At 70.8% G+C, this 14176-nt stretch carries 12 protein-coding genes; 5 read left to right on the top strand and 7 right to left on the bottom strand.

Features of this window, described 5'->3' with window-relative positions; all coding sequences use genetic code 11:
- Positions 1-233 precede the first annotated feature (233 nt).
- Complete coding sequence (locus tag AC0699_RS12435) at positions 234-1151, top strand: CAP domain-containing protein (RefSeq protein WP_478658979.1); 918 nt, start codon at positions 234-236, stop codon at positions 1149-1151.
- 173 nt (positions 1152-1324) lie between these two features.
- Here the strand turns inward: AC0699_RS12435 and AC0699_RS12430 are convergent, their stop codons facing one another.
- Positions 1325-2140 carry a carbon-nitrogen family hydrolase gene (locus AC0699_RS12430; protein ID WP_478658977.1) on the bottom strand — a complete coding sequence of 272 codons (816 nt, stop codon included), beginning with the start codon at positions 2138-2140 and terminating at the stop codon, positions 1325-1327.
- A gap of 134 nt (positions 2141-2274) precedes the next feature.
- Here AC0699_RS12430 and AC0699_RS12425 point away from each other — a divergent pair, with 134 nt between their 5' ends.
- Entirely contained in the window at positions 2275-3099 is an 825-nt protein-coding gene (locus tag AC0699_RS12425; protein WP_478658974.1) for a maleylpyruvate isomerase family mycothiol-dependent enzyme, read from the top strand.
- Positions 3100-3189: 90 nt separating this feature from the next.
- Here AC0699_RS12425 and AC0699_RS12420 read toward each other — a convergent pair whose 3' ends face one another.
- Positions 3190-4503, bottom strand: coding sequence for an MFS transporter (locus AC0699_RS12420; protein ID WP_478658971.1), 1314 nt, complete (start codon positions 4501-4503; stop codon positions 3190-3192).
- On the bottom strand, positions 4500-5153 hold the full coding sequence (locus AC0699_RS12415; protein ID WP_478658968.1) for a GntR family transcriptional regulator: 654 nt from the start codon (positions 5151-5153) through the stop codon (positions 4500-4502). The genes AC0699_RS12420 and AC0699_RS12415 overlap by 4 nt, the downstream gene beginning before the upstream one ends.
- 323 nt (positions 5154-5476) lie before the next feature.
- Between AC0699_RS12415 and AC0699_RS12410 the strand changes: the two genes are divergently transcribed.
- Positions 5477-6421 (top strand): D-alanyl-D-alanine carboxypeptidase family protein, encoded by a 945-nt coding sequence (locus AC0699_RS12410; protein ID WP_478658966.1) that lies wholly within the window; start codon positions 5477-5479, stop codon positions 6419-6421.
- A gap of 90 nt (positions 6422-6511) precedes the next feature.
- Here AC0699_RS12410 and AC0699_RS12405 read toward each other — a convergent pair whose 3' ends face one another.
- The 3 genes from AC0699_RS12405 to pdhA are packed head-to-tail and all read right to left on the bottom strand — an operon-like array spanning position 6512 to position 10109.
- Positions 6512-7945, bottom strand: a complete 1434-nt coding sequence (locus tag AC0699_RS12405; protein WP_478658964.1) for a dihydrolipoamide acetyltransferase family protein — start codon at positions 7943-7945, stop codon at positions 6512-6514.
- 10 nt (positions 7946-7955) lie between these two features.
- On the bottom strand, positions 7956-8936 hold the full coding sequence (locus tag AC0699_RS12400) for an alpha-ketoacid dehydrogenase subunit beta (RefSeq protein ID WP_478658961.1): 981 nt from the start codon (positions 8934-8936) through the stop codon (positions 7956-7958).
- A gap of 3 nt (positions 8937-8939) precedes the next feature.
- Positions 8940-10109, bottom strand: coding sequence for a pyruvate dehydrogenase (acetyl-transferring) E1 component subunit alpha (pdhA, locus tag AC0699_RS12395; RefSeq protein ID WP_478658959.1), 1170 nt, complete (start codon positions 10107-10109; stop codon positions 8940-8942).
- A gap of 323 nt (positions 10110-10432) precedes the next feature.
- On the opposite strand from pdhA, the gene AC0699_RS12390 reads away from it, so the two are divergent.
- Together AC0699_RS12390 and AC0699_RS12385 are read left to right on the top strand one after the other, a co-directional pair.
- Positions 10433-11092: a response regulator gene (locus tag AC0699_RS12390; protein ID WP_478658957.1), complete on the top strand. Its 660-nt coding sequence runs from the start codon at positions 10433-10435 to the stop codon at positions 11090-11092.
- A gap of 183 nt (positions 11093-11275) precedes the next feature.
- On the top strand, positions 11276-12382 hold the full coding sequence (locus tag AC0699_RS12385) for a phosphotransferase (RefSeq protein WP_478658954.1): 1107 nt from the start codon (positions 11276-11278) through the stop codon (positions 12380-12382).
- 20 nt (positions 12383-12402) lie between these two features.
- Here the strand turns inward: AC0699_RS12385 and AC0699_RS12380 are convergent, their stop codons facing one another.
- A complete protein-coding gene (locus AC0699_RS12380; protein ID WP_478658952.1) occupies positions 12403-14040 on the bottom strand; it encodes a protein kinase domain-containing protein in 1638 nt (545 codons plus the stop codon).
- Positions 14041-14176: the final 136 nt, after the last annotated feature.

Raw genomic sequence — 14176 nt, 5'->3', positions numbered from 1 at the left:
CCCAAGGGTGCCACCTCCGCTTGAAGCCTCAATCACCGCGGCGTGATGCACGCGCGGTGGCCCCGTCCGGGCCCCAGGAAGCAGCAGGGCTGGGCCGGGGCTCAGTGCTGTCGCACCGAGTAGGGGAGAGTTCCGGCCGCGAGGCGAAAAACTGTTATCCCGTATGCCGCACGCCCCTCTCCTCTGTGCCGGACGGACCGGCCTTCCGAGAGAGCGGGGCCCCGATGCAGCACATGAAGAGGCCGACCTGGTTTCCCGAGACCGTGACGACGTTTCCCGAGACCGTGACGACCCCGACGGTGCGGATTGCGCCAGACGTACGCGGCGGGCGCCGGCGGGCCGCGGGGAAGGGCCGGCACAGCCGCCGGCCGCGGCCGGGGTTCCGGCCGGACGTGCCGGGGCCGGTGGTCGTGGGGGTGGCCGCGGCTGCCGTCCTCGCGGGCGGGATCTTCGCGCTGAGCGGTTCGGACGGGGACGCTGCGAACGAAGAGGCCGTGGCCGCGTCCGTGCGGGAGGTGCCCGGGGACCCGGGCGTCGCGCTGGCCCCGGGCGGCGAGCTCTCCGGCTTCATAGCCCCGGCGTCGCCCTCGGCCTCCCCGTCGGCGACACCTTCGGCGTCCCCCGGGACGACGGACGGCGCGCCCACCGGCACCCGGAACAGCGCGGCCGCCGCGTCCACCCCCACCTCCCGGCACCAGGAGCGCACCGCGCAGCCGGCCCCGGAACGGACGAAGGACGAAGGAGGCGGCAAGGCGACGGGCCAGGCGGCCCGGTTCGCCGAGCAGATCGCCGAACTGGTCAACGTCGAGCGGGCGAAGGCCGGCTGCGCCCCGCTCCGGGTGAGCGCCCAGGTGCAGGCCGCGGCCCAGGCGCACGCCGACGACATGGCGGCCCGCGACTACTACGAGCACGCGAGCCCGGAGGGCCGGCACGCCGACGACCGGATGCGCGCCGCGGGCTATCCGGCCGGCAAGTGGGGCGAGAACATCCACCGGGGGCCGGACGACCCGGCGACGGCGATGATCGACTGGATGAACAGCCCCGGCCACCGGGACAACATCCTGGACTGCGGATTCACGGACTTCGGCGTCGGTGTGAACCTGAGCGCCAACGGGCCGTGGTGGGTGCAGAACTTCGGCACCCGGAACTGACCGTGCCGGGCTGGGTGGAGGCCCAGGGCGCAGTACGGACCTCCGGGGCACGGTGCGTACCCCGGGGCACGGCGGCGCCCCGGCCGTCCGGCCCGCGCGACACCGTCACCGCGGCACGTCACCGCGGCACGTCACCGCGGCACCGTCACCGCGCCACCGTCACCGCGGCACAGTCACCGCGGCGGCGTCAGCCCCAGGACGCGGTCCTTGAGCGCCGGGAACTGCTCCCGGGTCTGCGCCACCTTCGCCGGGTCGAGATCGACGGTGAGGATCTCCTCCGCCGCGCCCGCCTCGGCGAGGACCTCGCCCCAGGGGTCGACGACGATGCTGTGGCCCGCCTGCTCGACGCCCGCGTGGGTGCCGGCGCTGCCGACGGCGAGGACGTACGACTGGTTCTCGACGGCGCGGGCCTGGGCGAGCAGGGTCCAGTGGGCGCGGCGGCGTTCGGGCCAGCCGGCGGCGATGACGAGGAGGTCCGCGCCGGCGTCGACGAGGCCGCGGAAGAGTTCGGGGAAGCGGAGGTCGTAGCAGGTGGCGAGGCCGAGGGTGGCCTCGGGGAGCCGTACGGTGGCGAGCTCGTCGCCCGCGGCCATCATCACCGCCTCGCCCGTGTCGAAGCCGAAGCGGTGGATCTTGCGGTAGACCCGGGCGAGCTCCCCGGTGGGGGAGAAGACCAGGGACGTGTTGTAGAGGGGGCCGGAACCCGCGGCGGAGCCACTGCCGGACAGGGCCCGCTCGACGATGGAGCCCGCGTGCAGCCAGACGCCCGCGTCACTCGCCGCCTTCGCCATCACCTCGTACGAGGGACCTTCGAGGGGCTCCGCTTCCGTCTCGAAGAGCTCGTAGGCGAAGGCTCCGACCGGCCACAGCTCGGGCAGGACGACAAGATCGGCACCTGCCTGCTCACGTACCAGAGCCGCGGCTCGCTGCCTGCGGGAATCTACGGGTTCGTCCGGGTCTACTGCGATCTGGATGAGTGAGGCGCGCACACTACCACCGTCCTGGCATTCGAGCCGTCAACACGGGCCTACGATCGTCACACGAAAGCACTGCCGGGGTGCCCGAGGGCAGCGTAACTTGTCCACCACAGCACCCAGCCCGCGCACAACCGCCGAGGGGTTCCGTGACCGTCCATCCCAGTCTCCAGACCTACGCCGACGCCTGGACCCACTCCATCGAAGCGATATCCGAGCTGGTGCAGCCCCTTGTCGAAGGGGAGTGGAACCGCCCGACGCCGTGCCCCTCGTGGTCGGTGCGCGACATCGTGTCCCATGTCATCGGCATGGAGTGCGAGATGCTCGGTGACCCCCGGCCGATCCACACCCTGCCGCGCGATCTCTACCACGTACGCAGTGAGTTCTCGCGCTACATGGAGATGCAGGTCGATGTGCGCCGGCACCACACGGCACCCGAGATGACCTCCGAGCTGGAGTACACGATCATCCGGCGGAACAGGCAGCTGCGGAACGAGAACCGCGCGCCCGACACGATGGTCCGTGCCCCTCTCGGGGCCGAGCAGACCCTGGAACTGGCCTACCGGATGCGGGCGTTCGACGTCTGGCTGCACGAGCAGGATCTCCGCACCGCGCTGGGCAAGCCGGGCAACCTCGACTCCCCCGGCGCCCTGGTCGCACGGGACACGTTCCTGGCCGTCCTGCCGAAGGTCGTCGCCAAGGACGCGGGCGCCCCGCCGAACTCGGCGGTCGTCTTCGACGTGAGCGGGCCCGTGGAGTTCCTGCGCACCGTCCGCGTGGACGCGGAGGGCCGCGGCACGATCGACGGCGCGCCGTCGCTGGGGCCTGCGGCGACGCTGGCGCTGGACTGGGAGACGTACGTACGGCTCGCCGCCGGCCGGGTCAGGCCCGCGGCGGTCAGCGACCGGATCAAGGTCGAGGGCGACGCGGACCTGGCGGCGGCGATCCTGGACTCGTTCGCGGTGACGCCGTAGCGCGGCGGGGCGTACTCGCCCCGCCGCCTGCGGGCAGCCGGGCGCCGTGCGCCCGGCCGGGGCCGTACGCGGCGTCCCCGCGCCCGCGCGTCACGCCGGGACGTGGACCGCCTCCACCCGGCTCGCCACCAGCCGTTCCCGCTCCAGCCGCACCGTGCGTGCCCGTAGCCGCAGGATCTGGAGCACGCCCAGGGCCTCCAGGACGAACACCGACGAGAACGCGATCCGGTAGTTGTCGCCGGTCGCGTCCAGCAGCACGCCCACCGCCAGCAGTGTGGTCATGGACGCGACGAACCCGCCCATGTTGACGATGCCGGAGGCCGTGCCCTGGCGCTCCGGCGGGTTCGCGGGGCGGGCGAAATCGAAGCCGATCATCGACGCGGGGCCGCAGGCGCCGAGGACCGTGCAGAGTGTGAGCAGCAGCCATATCGGGGCCCGGTCGCCCGGGTAGGCGATGGTGGCGCCCCATACCGCGGCCGTCACCGCGACCGTGCCGAGCGCGAGCGGCGCCCTCGCGGCATGGTGCCGGGCAATGATCTGCCCGTACACCAGACCCACCACCATGTTGGAGACCACCACCAGGGTGAGCAGTTCGCCCGCGGTCTCCCGGGACAGCCCCTGCGCCTCGACGAGGAAGGGCAGCCCCCACAGCAGCAGGAACACCATGGCGGGGAACTGGGTGGTGAAGTGCACCCACATACCGAGGCGGGTGCCGGGCTCACGCCAGGACAGGGCGATCTGCTTGCGGACGAAGGCGGCTCCGGCGTGCTCGGCAGGGGCCGGTTCGTATCCCTCGGGATGGTCCTTGAGGAAGAGCAGGAGCAGCACCATGACGAGCACTCCGGCCGCCGCGCTGCCGGCGAACGTCGCGGTCCAGCCGAGGCCGTGCAGCAGCCGGGAGATGAAGATGGTCGAGACGAGATTGCCGGCCATGCCGAACAGCGCGGCGATCTGCGCGATGAGCGGTCCGCGCCGGGCCGGGAACCAACGTGAGCCGAGCCGCAGCACGCTGATGAAGGTCATCGCGTCGCCGCAGCCGAGCAGCGCGCGCGAGGCGAGGGCCGTGCCGTACGAGGGGGAGAGCGCGAAGCCGAGCTGTCCCGCGGTGAAGAGGACGACGCCGAGGGTCAGCACCTTCTTGGTACCGAGCCGGTCGACCATCAGGCCGACGGGTATCTGCATGCCGGCGTAGACCAGGAGCTGCAGTATGGAGAAGGTCGAGAGCGCGGAGGCGTTGACGTGGAAGCGGTCGGCGGCGTCGAGTCCGGCGACGCCGAGGGACGTACGGAAGATGACGGCGACGAAGTAGACGGCGACGCCGATGCCCCAGACGACGAGGGCCCGGCGTCCGCCCGGCGGATCACCGGGCAGTGAGACGGCGCCTCCCGGTCCTGCCGAGCTCATCGCTCCTCACCCCGGACGAGCACCTTGACCCAGCTCAGGTGCTGGCGCACACAGTGCGCGGCCAGCTCGGTGTCGCCGGCCCTGATGGCCTCCAGCATCTCGGCGTGCTCCGCGATGTTCTTGGCGATCCGGTCGGGGTGCGAATGCATCACGGCGACACCCATCCGCAGCTGGCGGTCGCGGAGCTGGTCGTAGAGGCGGGAGAGGATCTCGTTCCCGGCGTGACGGACGATCTCCGCGTGGAAGCAGCGGTCGGTGACGGCGACCTCGGCGAGGTCGCCGGACTCGGCGCGCTGCTTCTGCTCCTCCAGCAGCTCCTCGAGGCGCTCGATCAGCCGCGGCGGAGCAGGTACGGCCTTGCGGACCGCGAACTCCTCGACCAGCAGCCGGGTTTCGACGACATCGGCGATCTCCTGGGCGGAGACGGCGAGAACCAGGGCGCCCTTCTTCGGATAGAGCCTCAGCAGCCCTTCCATCTCCAGCTTGAGGAGCGCTTCGCGCACGGGGGTGCGGGAGACTCCGACGGCCTCGGCCAGCTCGCCCTCGGTGAGCAGCGTGCCGCCCTCGTAGCGGCGGTCGAGGACGGCCTGCTTGATGTGGGCGTAGACGCGCTCGGCGGCAGGGGGCTGTCTGGTGGAGGCGGCGGACATGTGCACAGCTTAGATACAACAGGGGTGCAACAGGAGTCCCTGTCCAGCATGCAGGACGCGTCCAGGGCGCATCCGGGGCGCATCCAGAACGCCTGCGGGACGTGTGCGGGACGGTCCCGGGGCGCGTCCGGGCGCCGGGGCGTGTCCGTGACACGGGGCGGCGCCTGAAGCCCCGATGATGTTCGCGCGAGATCTGCGCAACATCCGTACATCCATCTGCCCCACTCGCGAGTCTCGTATCGGGACCCTCCTTTCTCCTGGGTCCCAAATCGACTTTGGAAGTTGCGACTTCCGACGCATTCGCGACAATCGGAGCGTTTCCTTTGATACTCAGCCACAAGGGCCTGCGCCGCGCCGCCACCGTCGCTCTCGCGGGCGGTCTGCTGCTGACGGCCTCGCCCCTGGCCGCGCCCGCGCAGGCGGCGGTGCCGATCCCGACCATCACCGCCAAGGGCGGCTTCCTCCTCGACCAGGCGGACGGCAAGGCCATCTACGGGAAGGCCAACAACACGCGCCGCCAGATGGCGAGCACCACGAAGCTGGTGACGGCCATAACGGTCCTCACCACTCCGGGCGTGGACCTCAACAAGAAGGTCACCATCAAGCAGGAGTACCGGGACTACGTCGTCAGGAACGGCGCGAGCACCGCGGACCTGCGCACCGGTGACAAGCTGACGGTCCGCCAGCTGCTGTCCGGACTGATGCTGCCGTCCGGCTGCGACGCCGCGTACGCTCTTGCCGACGCCTACGGCACGGGCACGACGACCGCCGCCCGCACCAAGTCGTTCATCGGCAAGATGAACGCGAAGGCCACCCAGCTCGGTCTGGTGAACACCAAGTTCGACTCGTTCGACGGCATCTCCACCACGGGGAACAACTACACGACCCCGTGGGACCTGGCGAAGCTCGCCCGCCACGCGATGAGCAGCGCCACCTTCCGTGACGTCGTCAAGGTGACGTCGTACAAGACCACCGCGACGACGAGCACCGGCGGCACCCGCACGTACACCTGGTACAACACCAACAAGCTGCTGGGCTCGTACAGCGGCGCCATCGGTGTGAAGACCGGCACCGGCACGGCCGCAGGCCCCTGCCTCGTCTTCGCCGCGTACCGCAACGGCAAGACCTACACCGGGGTCGTCCTGGCCTCGACGACCGGTGACGCGCGCTTCACGGACGCCGCGAAGCTGCTCGACTTCGGCTTCGCCTCCACCAGCGCCCGGACGATGGAGCTGCGCTCGCTCCCGGCCGGCGCGCAGCGTGACTGATCACGTCTGAACGAACGGAAGAGGTCCCGGGACGCGGCGCGCGTCCCGGGACCTCTTTCATGAGCCGGTCGGGCCCGGGTGATGACCGGGTCAGGCCCAGGTGATGAGCCTCTTCGGCTGTTCCAGGATCGCGGCGACGTCCGCCAGGACCCTGGAGCCCAGTTCGCCGTCGACCAGGCGGTGGTCGAAGGAGAGCGCCAGAGTGGTGACCTGGCGGGGCTTCACCTTGCCCTTGTGGACCCAGGGCTGGAGCTTGATCGCGCCGACCGCGAGGATCGCGGACTCGCCCGGGTTGAGGATCGGCGTACCGGTGTCGACACCGAAGACGCCGACGTTGGTGATGGTCACCGTGCCGCCCTGCATGGCCGCGGGGGTCGTCTTGCCCTCACGGGCCGTCGCCACCAGCTCGCCCAGGGACTCGGCCAGCTGCGGCAGGGTCTTGTCGTGCGCGTCCTTGATGTTCGGCACGATCAGACCGCGCGGGGTGGCCGCGGCGATGCCCAGGTTGACGTAGTGCTTGAGCACGATCTCCTGGTTCACCTCGTCCCAGGCGGCGTTGACCTCCGGGTTGCGCTTGATCGCGACCAGCAGCGCCTTGGCGATGAGCAGCAGCGGGTTCACGCGGAGCCCCGCCATGTCCTTGTCGGACTTGAGCTCCTCGACCAGCCTCATCGTGCGCGTGACGTCGACCGTGATGAACTCGGTGACGTGCGGCGCGGTGAAGGCGGACCCGACCATCGCCTGCGCGGTGGCCTTCCGTACGCCCTTGATGGGGACACGGGTCTCGCGGGCGCCGGCCACGGCAACGGGCTCCGCGGCCGGGGCGGGCGCCTGGACGGGCTGCACCGGCTGCACCGGCGCCGGGGCGGCGGCGGGAGCCGCGGGAGCCACCGCCGCGTGGACGTCCTCGCGGGTGATGATCCCGTCGGGCCCGCTCGGTACGACCGTGGCGAGGTCCACGCCGAGGTCCTTGGCCAGCTTGCGGACCGGCGGCTTGGCGAGCGGCCGCGCCGCGGCGGGTGCGGCGGTCCCCTGTCCGTTCAGCTCGGCCTGGACGGCCGCCTGGACCTGCGCGGCCTGCGCCTGCTCGGGCACCGAGGTGCCCTTGCGCGGGCGGCGCTTGGTGGAGGACTCGGCCACGCCGTAGCCGACCAGCACCGGCTGGCGGCCCGCGGGCTTGGCCTCGGCCTCCGGTTCGGCGGCCGCGAGCGTGGGCTCGGTGGCCGCCGGCGGCGGCTCCTCGGCCGGGCCCGACCCCGGCGCCACGTCCACCGAGATGATCGCGGTGCCGACATCCACCGTGGTGCCCTCGTCGAAGCGCAGCTCGTGCACGACGCCGTCGTACGGAATCGGCAGCTCGACAGCCGCCTTCGCCGTCTCGACCTCGCACACCACCTGTCCGTCGGTCACGGTGTCGCCGGGCTGGACGTACCACTTGAGGATCTCGGCCTCGGTGAGTCCCTCGCCCACGTCGGGCATCTTGAACTCACGGAAGCGAGCCGCGTTCTCAGTCATCGTCGTCACGACCCTCTCCTCAGTACGCCAGCGAGCGGTCGACGGCGTCGAGCACCCGGTCCAGACCCGGAAGGTACTCCTCCTCCAGCCGGGCCGGCGGGTACGGAGCGTGGAATCCGCCGACCCGCAGCACCGGCGCCTCCAGGTGGTAGAAGCACCGCTCCGTGATGCGGGCGGCGATCTCCGCGCCGGAGCCGTAGAAGACCGGGGCCTCGTGGACGACGACGAGCCGGCCGGTCTTCTCGACGGACTTCTGGACGGCGTCGAAGTCGATCGGGGACATCGAGCGCAGGTCCAGGACCTCGACCGACTTGCCCTCCTCCTGGGCGGCCGCGGCGGCCTCCAGGCAGACCTTCACCATCGGCCCGTACGCGGCGAGCGTGAGGTCGGTGCCGGGGCGGGCGACACGGGCGGTGTGCAGCGGGCCGGGGATGGCCTCGGTGTCGACCTCGCCCTTGTCCCAGTAGCGCCGCTTCGGCTCGAAGAAGATCACCGGGTCGTCGCTCTGGATGGCCTGCTGGAGCATCCAGTAGCCGTCCGACGCGTTCGACGGGGAGATCACCTTGAGGCCCGCGACATGCGCGAAGAGCGCCTCGGGCGACTCGGAGTGGTGCTCGACCGCGCCGATGCCGCCGCCGTAGGGGATACGGACGACGACCGGCAGCTTGATCTTGCCGAGCGCGCGGGCGTGCATCTTCGCGAGCTGCGTGACGATCTGGTCGTACGCGGGGAAGACGAAACCGTCGAACTGGATCTCGACGACCGGGCGGTAGCCGCGCAGCGCGAGACCGATCGCGGTGCCGACGATGCCGGACTCGGCGAGCGGGGTGTCGATCACCCGCTCCTCGCCGAAGTCCTTCTGGAGCCCGTCGGTGATACGGAAGACTCCGCCGAGCTTGCCGACGTCCTCGCCCATGATGAGGACCTTGGGGTCGGTGTCGAGGGCCTTGCGCAACGACTCGTTGAGCGCCTTCGCGAGGGACATCTTCTCTACGGCCATGGCTTACTTGCCCTCCTGCGCCGGAGCGTCCGCGAACGACGCCTGGTAGGCGGCGAACTGCGCGCGCTCCTCGTCGACGAGGGCGTGCCCGTCGGCGTAGACATTGTCGAAGATCGCCATGTGGTCCGGGTCGGGCATGGCGCGGACGGCCTCGCGGACGCGCTTGGCGAGCGTGTCGCTCTCCTCGTCGAGGGCGGTGAAGAACGCCTCGGCCGCGCTCTTGTCGAGGACCTCGTTCTCCAGGTACGTGCGCAGACGCAGGATCGGGTCCTTGGCCTCCCAGGCCTGCCGCTCGTCGTCGTGCCGGTACTTGGTGGGGTCGTCGGAGGTGGTGTGGGCACCCATCCGGTACGTGAACGCCTCGACCAGCGTCGGGCCCTCACCGCGGCGGGCGCGCTCCAGCGCGGACCGGGTCACGGCGAGGCAGGCCAGCACGTCGTTGCCGTCGACACGGACGCCGGGAAAGCCGAAGCCCTGCGCGCGCTGGTAGAGCGGCACGCGGGTCTGGCGCTCGGTGGGCTCGGAGATCGCCCACTGGTTGTTCTGGCAGAAGAACACGACCGGGGCGTTGTAGACCGCGGAGAAGGTGAACGACTCGGCGACATCGCCCTGGCTGGAGGCACCGTCACCGAAGTACGCGATCACCGCGGAGTCGGCGCCGTCCTTGGCGACTCCCATCGCGTAGCCGGTCGCGTGCAGCGTCTGCGAGCCGATCACGATGGTGTACAGGTGGAAGTTGTTGCTGTTCGGGTCCCAGCCACCGTGGTTCACGCCACGGAACATCCCCAGCAGGTTCGTCGGGTCGACCCCGCGGCACCAGGCGACGCCGTGCTCACGGTAGGTCGGGAAGACGTAGTCGTCGTCGCGCAGCGCACGGCCGGAGCCGATCTGGGCGGCCTCCTGGCCGAGCAGCGAGGCCCACAGGCCCAGCTCGCCCTGGCGCTGGAGTGCGGTCGCCTCGGCATCGAAGCGTCGGGTGAGGACCATGTCCCGATAGAGCCCGCGGAGCTCTTCGGGGCTGAGGTCGATGTCGTAGTCCGGGTGCTCGACCCGCTCACCTTCGGGCGTCAGCAGCTGTACGAGCTGGGGCTCGGAACTCGTTGGCTTCTTCGCTGCGCTGACGCGCTTACTGCTGCGGCGCGGTTTGCGCGCGGCAGTGCTCTCCACGGTCACGTGCGTGCTCCTCCGTCTGTCCGGCCCCCGGGGTCCGCCGGGGTCCAGTGCGGCTCGCCTGTACCCGTCGGTGCACGGGGTGGGTGCGGCTCGGCCGGGAACAGGCGTGACAGGTGCCCCGGCGAGCGCCCTGCCAAAGGCACGTTACCCAGTGGGGTGCATTACTGCGAAACCCCATTTGACCTGCGATTTTGCTTGGATTTCCAAGTAAATCGAGAAATGCGGGAACAACCACTGGTCACAGCCCTGCAGGCTGCCGGAACACCGGCACGTTATCCCGGGCACCCCGGACATTGGAAGAGTGAATATGTGAGACTGCTTTCGTGCATGAAGAGGGACAAATCACCGTATTTCTGGTCGATGACCACGAGGTCGTGCGGCGCGGCGTCTACGAGTTGCTGTCCGGCGAAGAGGACATCGAGGTCGTCGGCGAGGCCGGTACCGCCGCGGACGCACTGGTCAGGATTCCCGCGACCCGCCCCGATGTGGCCGTGCTCGACGTGCACCTTCCGGACGGCAGCGGGGTCGAGGTGTGCCGTGAGGTCCGTTCCCGGAACGACGACATCAAATGCCTGATGCTCACCTCGTACGCGGACGACGAAGCCCTTTTCGACGCGATCATGGCCGGGGCCTCGGGATACGTTCTCAAGGCGATCCGCGGGGCCGAGCTGCTGAGCGCCGTACGGGACGTGGCGGCGGGCAAGTCGCTCCTCGACCCGGTCGCCACCGCGCGCGTCCTCGAACGGCTGCGCGACGCCAACAGCCCCAAGGCCGAGGACAAGCTGGCGAGCCTCACCGACCAGGAGCGCAAGATCCTGGATCTGATCGGCGAGGGTCTGACCAACCGGACCATCGGCGAGCGGCTGAACCTGGCCGAGAAGACCATCAAGAACTACGTCTCCAGCCTGCTCGCCAAGCTGGGCATGGAGCGGCGCTCGCAGGCCGCGGCATACGTGGCGAGGATGAAGGCGGAGCGGCGCTGAAGTCCCTGCGGCGCTGAATGCGGGCGGCAGCGGAAGGACCACCCGGACGGACCGCATCCGTCCGGGTGACGCGTTCGAGACCGGCTGACGCGTTCAGGACCGGCCGTACAGCCGGCCGGCGACCAGCATGGATATTTCGAGGGGCGACATCATCGACACGCTGAGTGATCTAACATCTGGCGAGTGCCGCGCTCATCTGCTACTGCCCCGCCTCCGCTCGGCGCGCTCCTGCGCCGGTACGAGGATGCCGGCGAGCCCCTCTCCTGCGAGCCCGTCACCCAGGGCCTCCTGAACCGCGGCTACCGCCTCGCCACCACCCGCGGCGCCTACTTCCTCAAGCACCATCTCGACGCGCCGACCGCCGACCGCGACACCATCGCCCGCCAGCACCGCGCCACCCAGCGGCTGCAGTCGCTCGGCGTCCCCGTCGCCCCGCCCGTCGCGGACACGGCCGGCGACACCGTCGCGGTCATCGGCGGCCGCTGCTACGCCCTGCACCCCTGGATCGACGGCCGGCACCGGGACGGCGCCCAGCTCACCACCCTCGAATCGCGTCGGCTCGGAGCGCTGCTGGGCCTGGTGCACACCGGCTTGGAGCGGGTGATGGAGTGGGGCCCGCCCGCCCTGGAGCACGGTCACGACCCCAGCCACAACCACAGCCACAGCCACGGCAACAGCAACAGCAACAGCAACAGCAACAGCAGGGACCACAGCCGGGAGCACGACAGCGCCGACCCCGACGAGACCTTCGCCCTCATCGACCGACTGCTGGACCTGGCTCGCGGCCACCGCCCCCGGGACACCTTCGACGCGCTCGCCGAGCACCGGCTGCTGGAGCGCCGCGCCCTGCTGGAGCGGCACGCGCACCGACGGCCGCCGCCGGGCGCCGCCAGCGGCTGGGTGCACGGCGACTTCCACCCGCTGAACCTGCTGTACCAGGGCGCCGAGCCCGCCGCGATCGTCGACTGGGACCGGCTGGGGGTGCAGCCGCGCGCCGAGGAGGCCGTACGGGCCGCGGCGATCTTCTTCGTACAGCCCGCGGGAGAGCTGGAGCTGGCGAAGGTACGGGCGTACGCACGCGCCTACCGGCGGGCGGCGGGGGCGGACTGCGCGGAGCTGGCGGCCGCCGTGCACCGGGTGTGGTGGGAGCGGCTCAACGACTTCTGGATACTGCGCTGGCGCTACCAGCTGCACGACCGAAGGGCCGACCCGCAGTTTCCTGCGGTGTCGGCCCTGGCGGTGTGGTGGACGCGGGAGTACGAGGCGGTGTGCGAGGCCTTCGCGGGGTGAGGGCGAAGGCAGGGGCCCGGTCAGCCGGCGGTCGTGCCGGCGTCCGCGCCGACGGTCGTGCCGGCGTCCGTGCCCGTGGTCGTACCCGCGTCCGTGCCCGTGCTCGTACCGGAATCCGTGCCGGTGCTCGTACCGGAATCCGTGCCGGTGCTCGTACCGGAATCCGTGCCGGTGCTCGTACCGGAATCCGTGCCCTCGGTCGTACCCGCGTCCGTGCCCGTGCTCGTACCGGAATCGGTGCCCTCGGTCGTGGACGGCGTACCGGACGGGCCGCCGTCGGCCGGGGTCTCCGGCGTGGACGGCTGGTTGTCCGTGGGGGGGTTGGACGGCGTCCAGGGCTCCTCGTTGCCGCCCGTCGACGAGTCCGGCTCCTCGCTCTCCTCGCTCTCCGAGTCCGACGGCGTCGGCGTGACCTTGGGCGTGGACGGGGTGTCGGAGACCTTGGTGTCGTCCTTCTCCTTGGTCCCGGCGTTGTTCGCCTTGTCCAGCGCGAAGGCCACACCCGCCACGATCGCGATCACCGCGAGCGCGACGAACAGCCACACCTTGCCGCGGCCACCGCCCTTGCCGCCTCCGTGTCCGCCGTGGAACGCCCCGTCCTCCGGGTTCTGCGGCGGCAGCAGCGGGCCCTGGGAGGTGTCCCCGTGCATGGGGTGGCCCATCGCGGTCGTGGCCCCCATGCCGATCACCGCGGTGTGGCCGCTCTCGTGCAGCTCGACCGGGCCGGTGTTCCACGCGCCTGTGTGGCTGCCCTGCTGCTGGAGCATCTGCAGCCCGTACTGCACCAGTCCGCGCATCTCCTCGGCGCTCTGGAACCGGTCGTCCGGGTCCTTGGCGAGCGCGCGCATCGACAGGCCGTCCAGCTCCGGCGGGGCCACGTCCGAGACCTCGGACGGCGGCACCGGCATGTCCTGGACGTGCTGGTAGACGACGGAGAGTGGGGTCTCGCCGGTGAACGGCGGACGCAGCGCCAGCAGTTCGTACAGCAGACAGCCGGTCGCGTACAGGTCGGAGCGGTGGTCGACGGCCTTGCCGAGCGCCTGCTCCGGGGAGAGGTACTGCGGCGTGCCCATGACCATGCCGGTCTGGGTCATCGTGGACTGCGCGCCGTGCAGGGCGCGCGCGATGCCGAAGTCCATCACCTTCACCGCACCGCCGTTGGTGATGATGACGTTCGCGGGCTTGATGTCGCGGTGCACGATGCCGTGCTGATGCGAGTACGCGAGCGCTTCCAGCACACCGGAGACGATGATGAGCGCCTGCTCGGGCGGCGGCGCGTCGGCGCTGATGAGCAGATCGCGGATGGTGCGGCCCTCGACCAGCTCCATCACGATGTAGGGGACGGACTGGCCGCCCACGACGTCCTCGCCGGAGTCGTACACGGCCACGATGGCGTGGTGGTTGAGGCCGGCGACCGACTGCGCCTCACGTGTGAAGCGCGCCTTGGAGACGGGGTCCTCGGCGAGGTCGGCCCGGAGCAGCTTCACGGCGACTGTACGGCCGAGCCGTACGTCCTCGGCCGCGAACACCTCGGCCATGCCGCCTCGGCCCAGACGGTGGGTCAGCCGGTAGCGGCCGTCGCCGACCAGTCCGCCGACGCCCCAGGAGTCCGCTGCATCCGACACTCCTCCGCCACTTGCTTCGGGTTCGGGTGCCATCAGTCCTCGCCGTCGTATCTTGCCGCGCTGCGCTTGCGCGAGCGTCCCTCGGGTGCTTTTCCACGTCACGCTACAGGCTTCTCGTGACATGCCGGTTCGAGATGGACCGGCCATAAAACCCGTTGCCGGTACACCC

Source organism: Streptomyces sp. NPDC043870, from assembly GCF_056435785.1.
This window is presented reverse-complemented; position numbering and strand designations above follow the sequence as displayed.

Excerpts from the sequence above, each read along its gene's own strand:
- AC0699_RS12420 (WP_478658971.1), bottom strand. The coding sequence starts at position 4,503 with ATGAGCTCGGCAGGACCGGGAGGCGCCGTCTCACTGCCCGGTGATCCG.
- AC0699_RS12435 (WP_478658979.1), top strand. The coding sequence starts at position 234 with ATGAAGAGGCCGACCTGGTTTCCCGAGACCGTGACGACGTTTCCCGAG.
- AC0699_RS12400 (WP_478658961.1), bottom strand. The coding sequence starts at position 8,936 with ATGGCCGTAGAGAAGATGTCCCTCGCGAAGGCGCTCAACGAGTCGTTG.
- AC0699_RS12415 (WP_478658968.1), bottom strand. The coding sequence starts at position 5,153 with ATGTCCGCCGCCTCCACCAGACAGCCCCCTGCCGCCGAGCGCGTCTAC.
- AC0699_RS12380 (WP_478658952.1), bottom strand. The coding sequence starts at position 14,040 with ATGGCACCCGAACCCGAAGCAAGTGGCGGAGGAGTGTCGGATGCAGCG.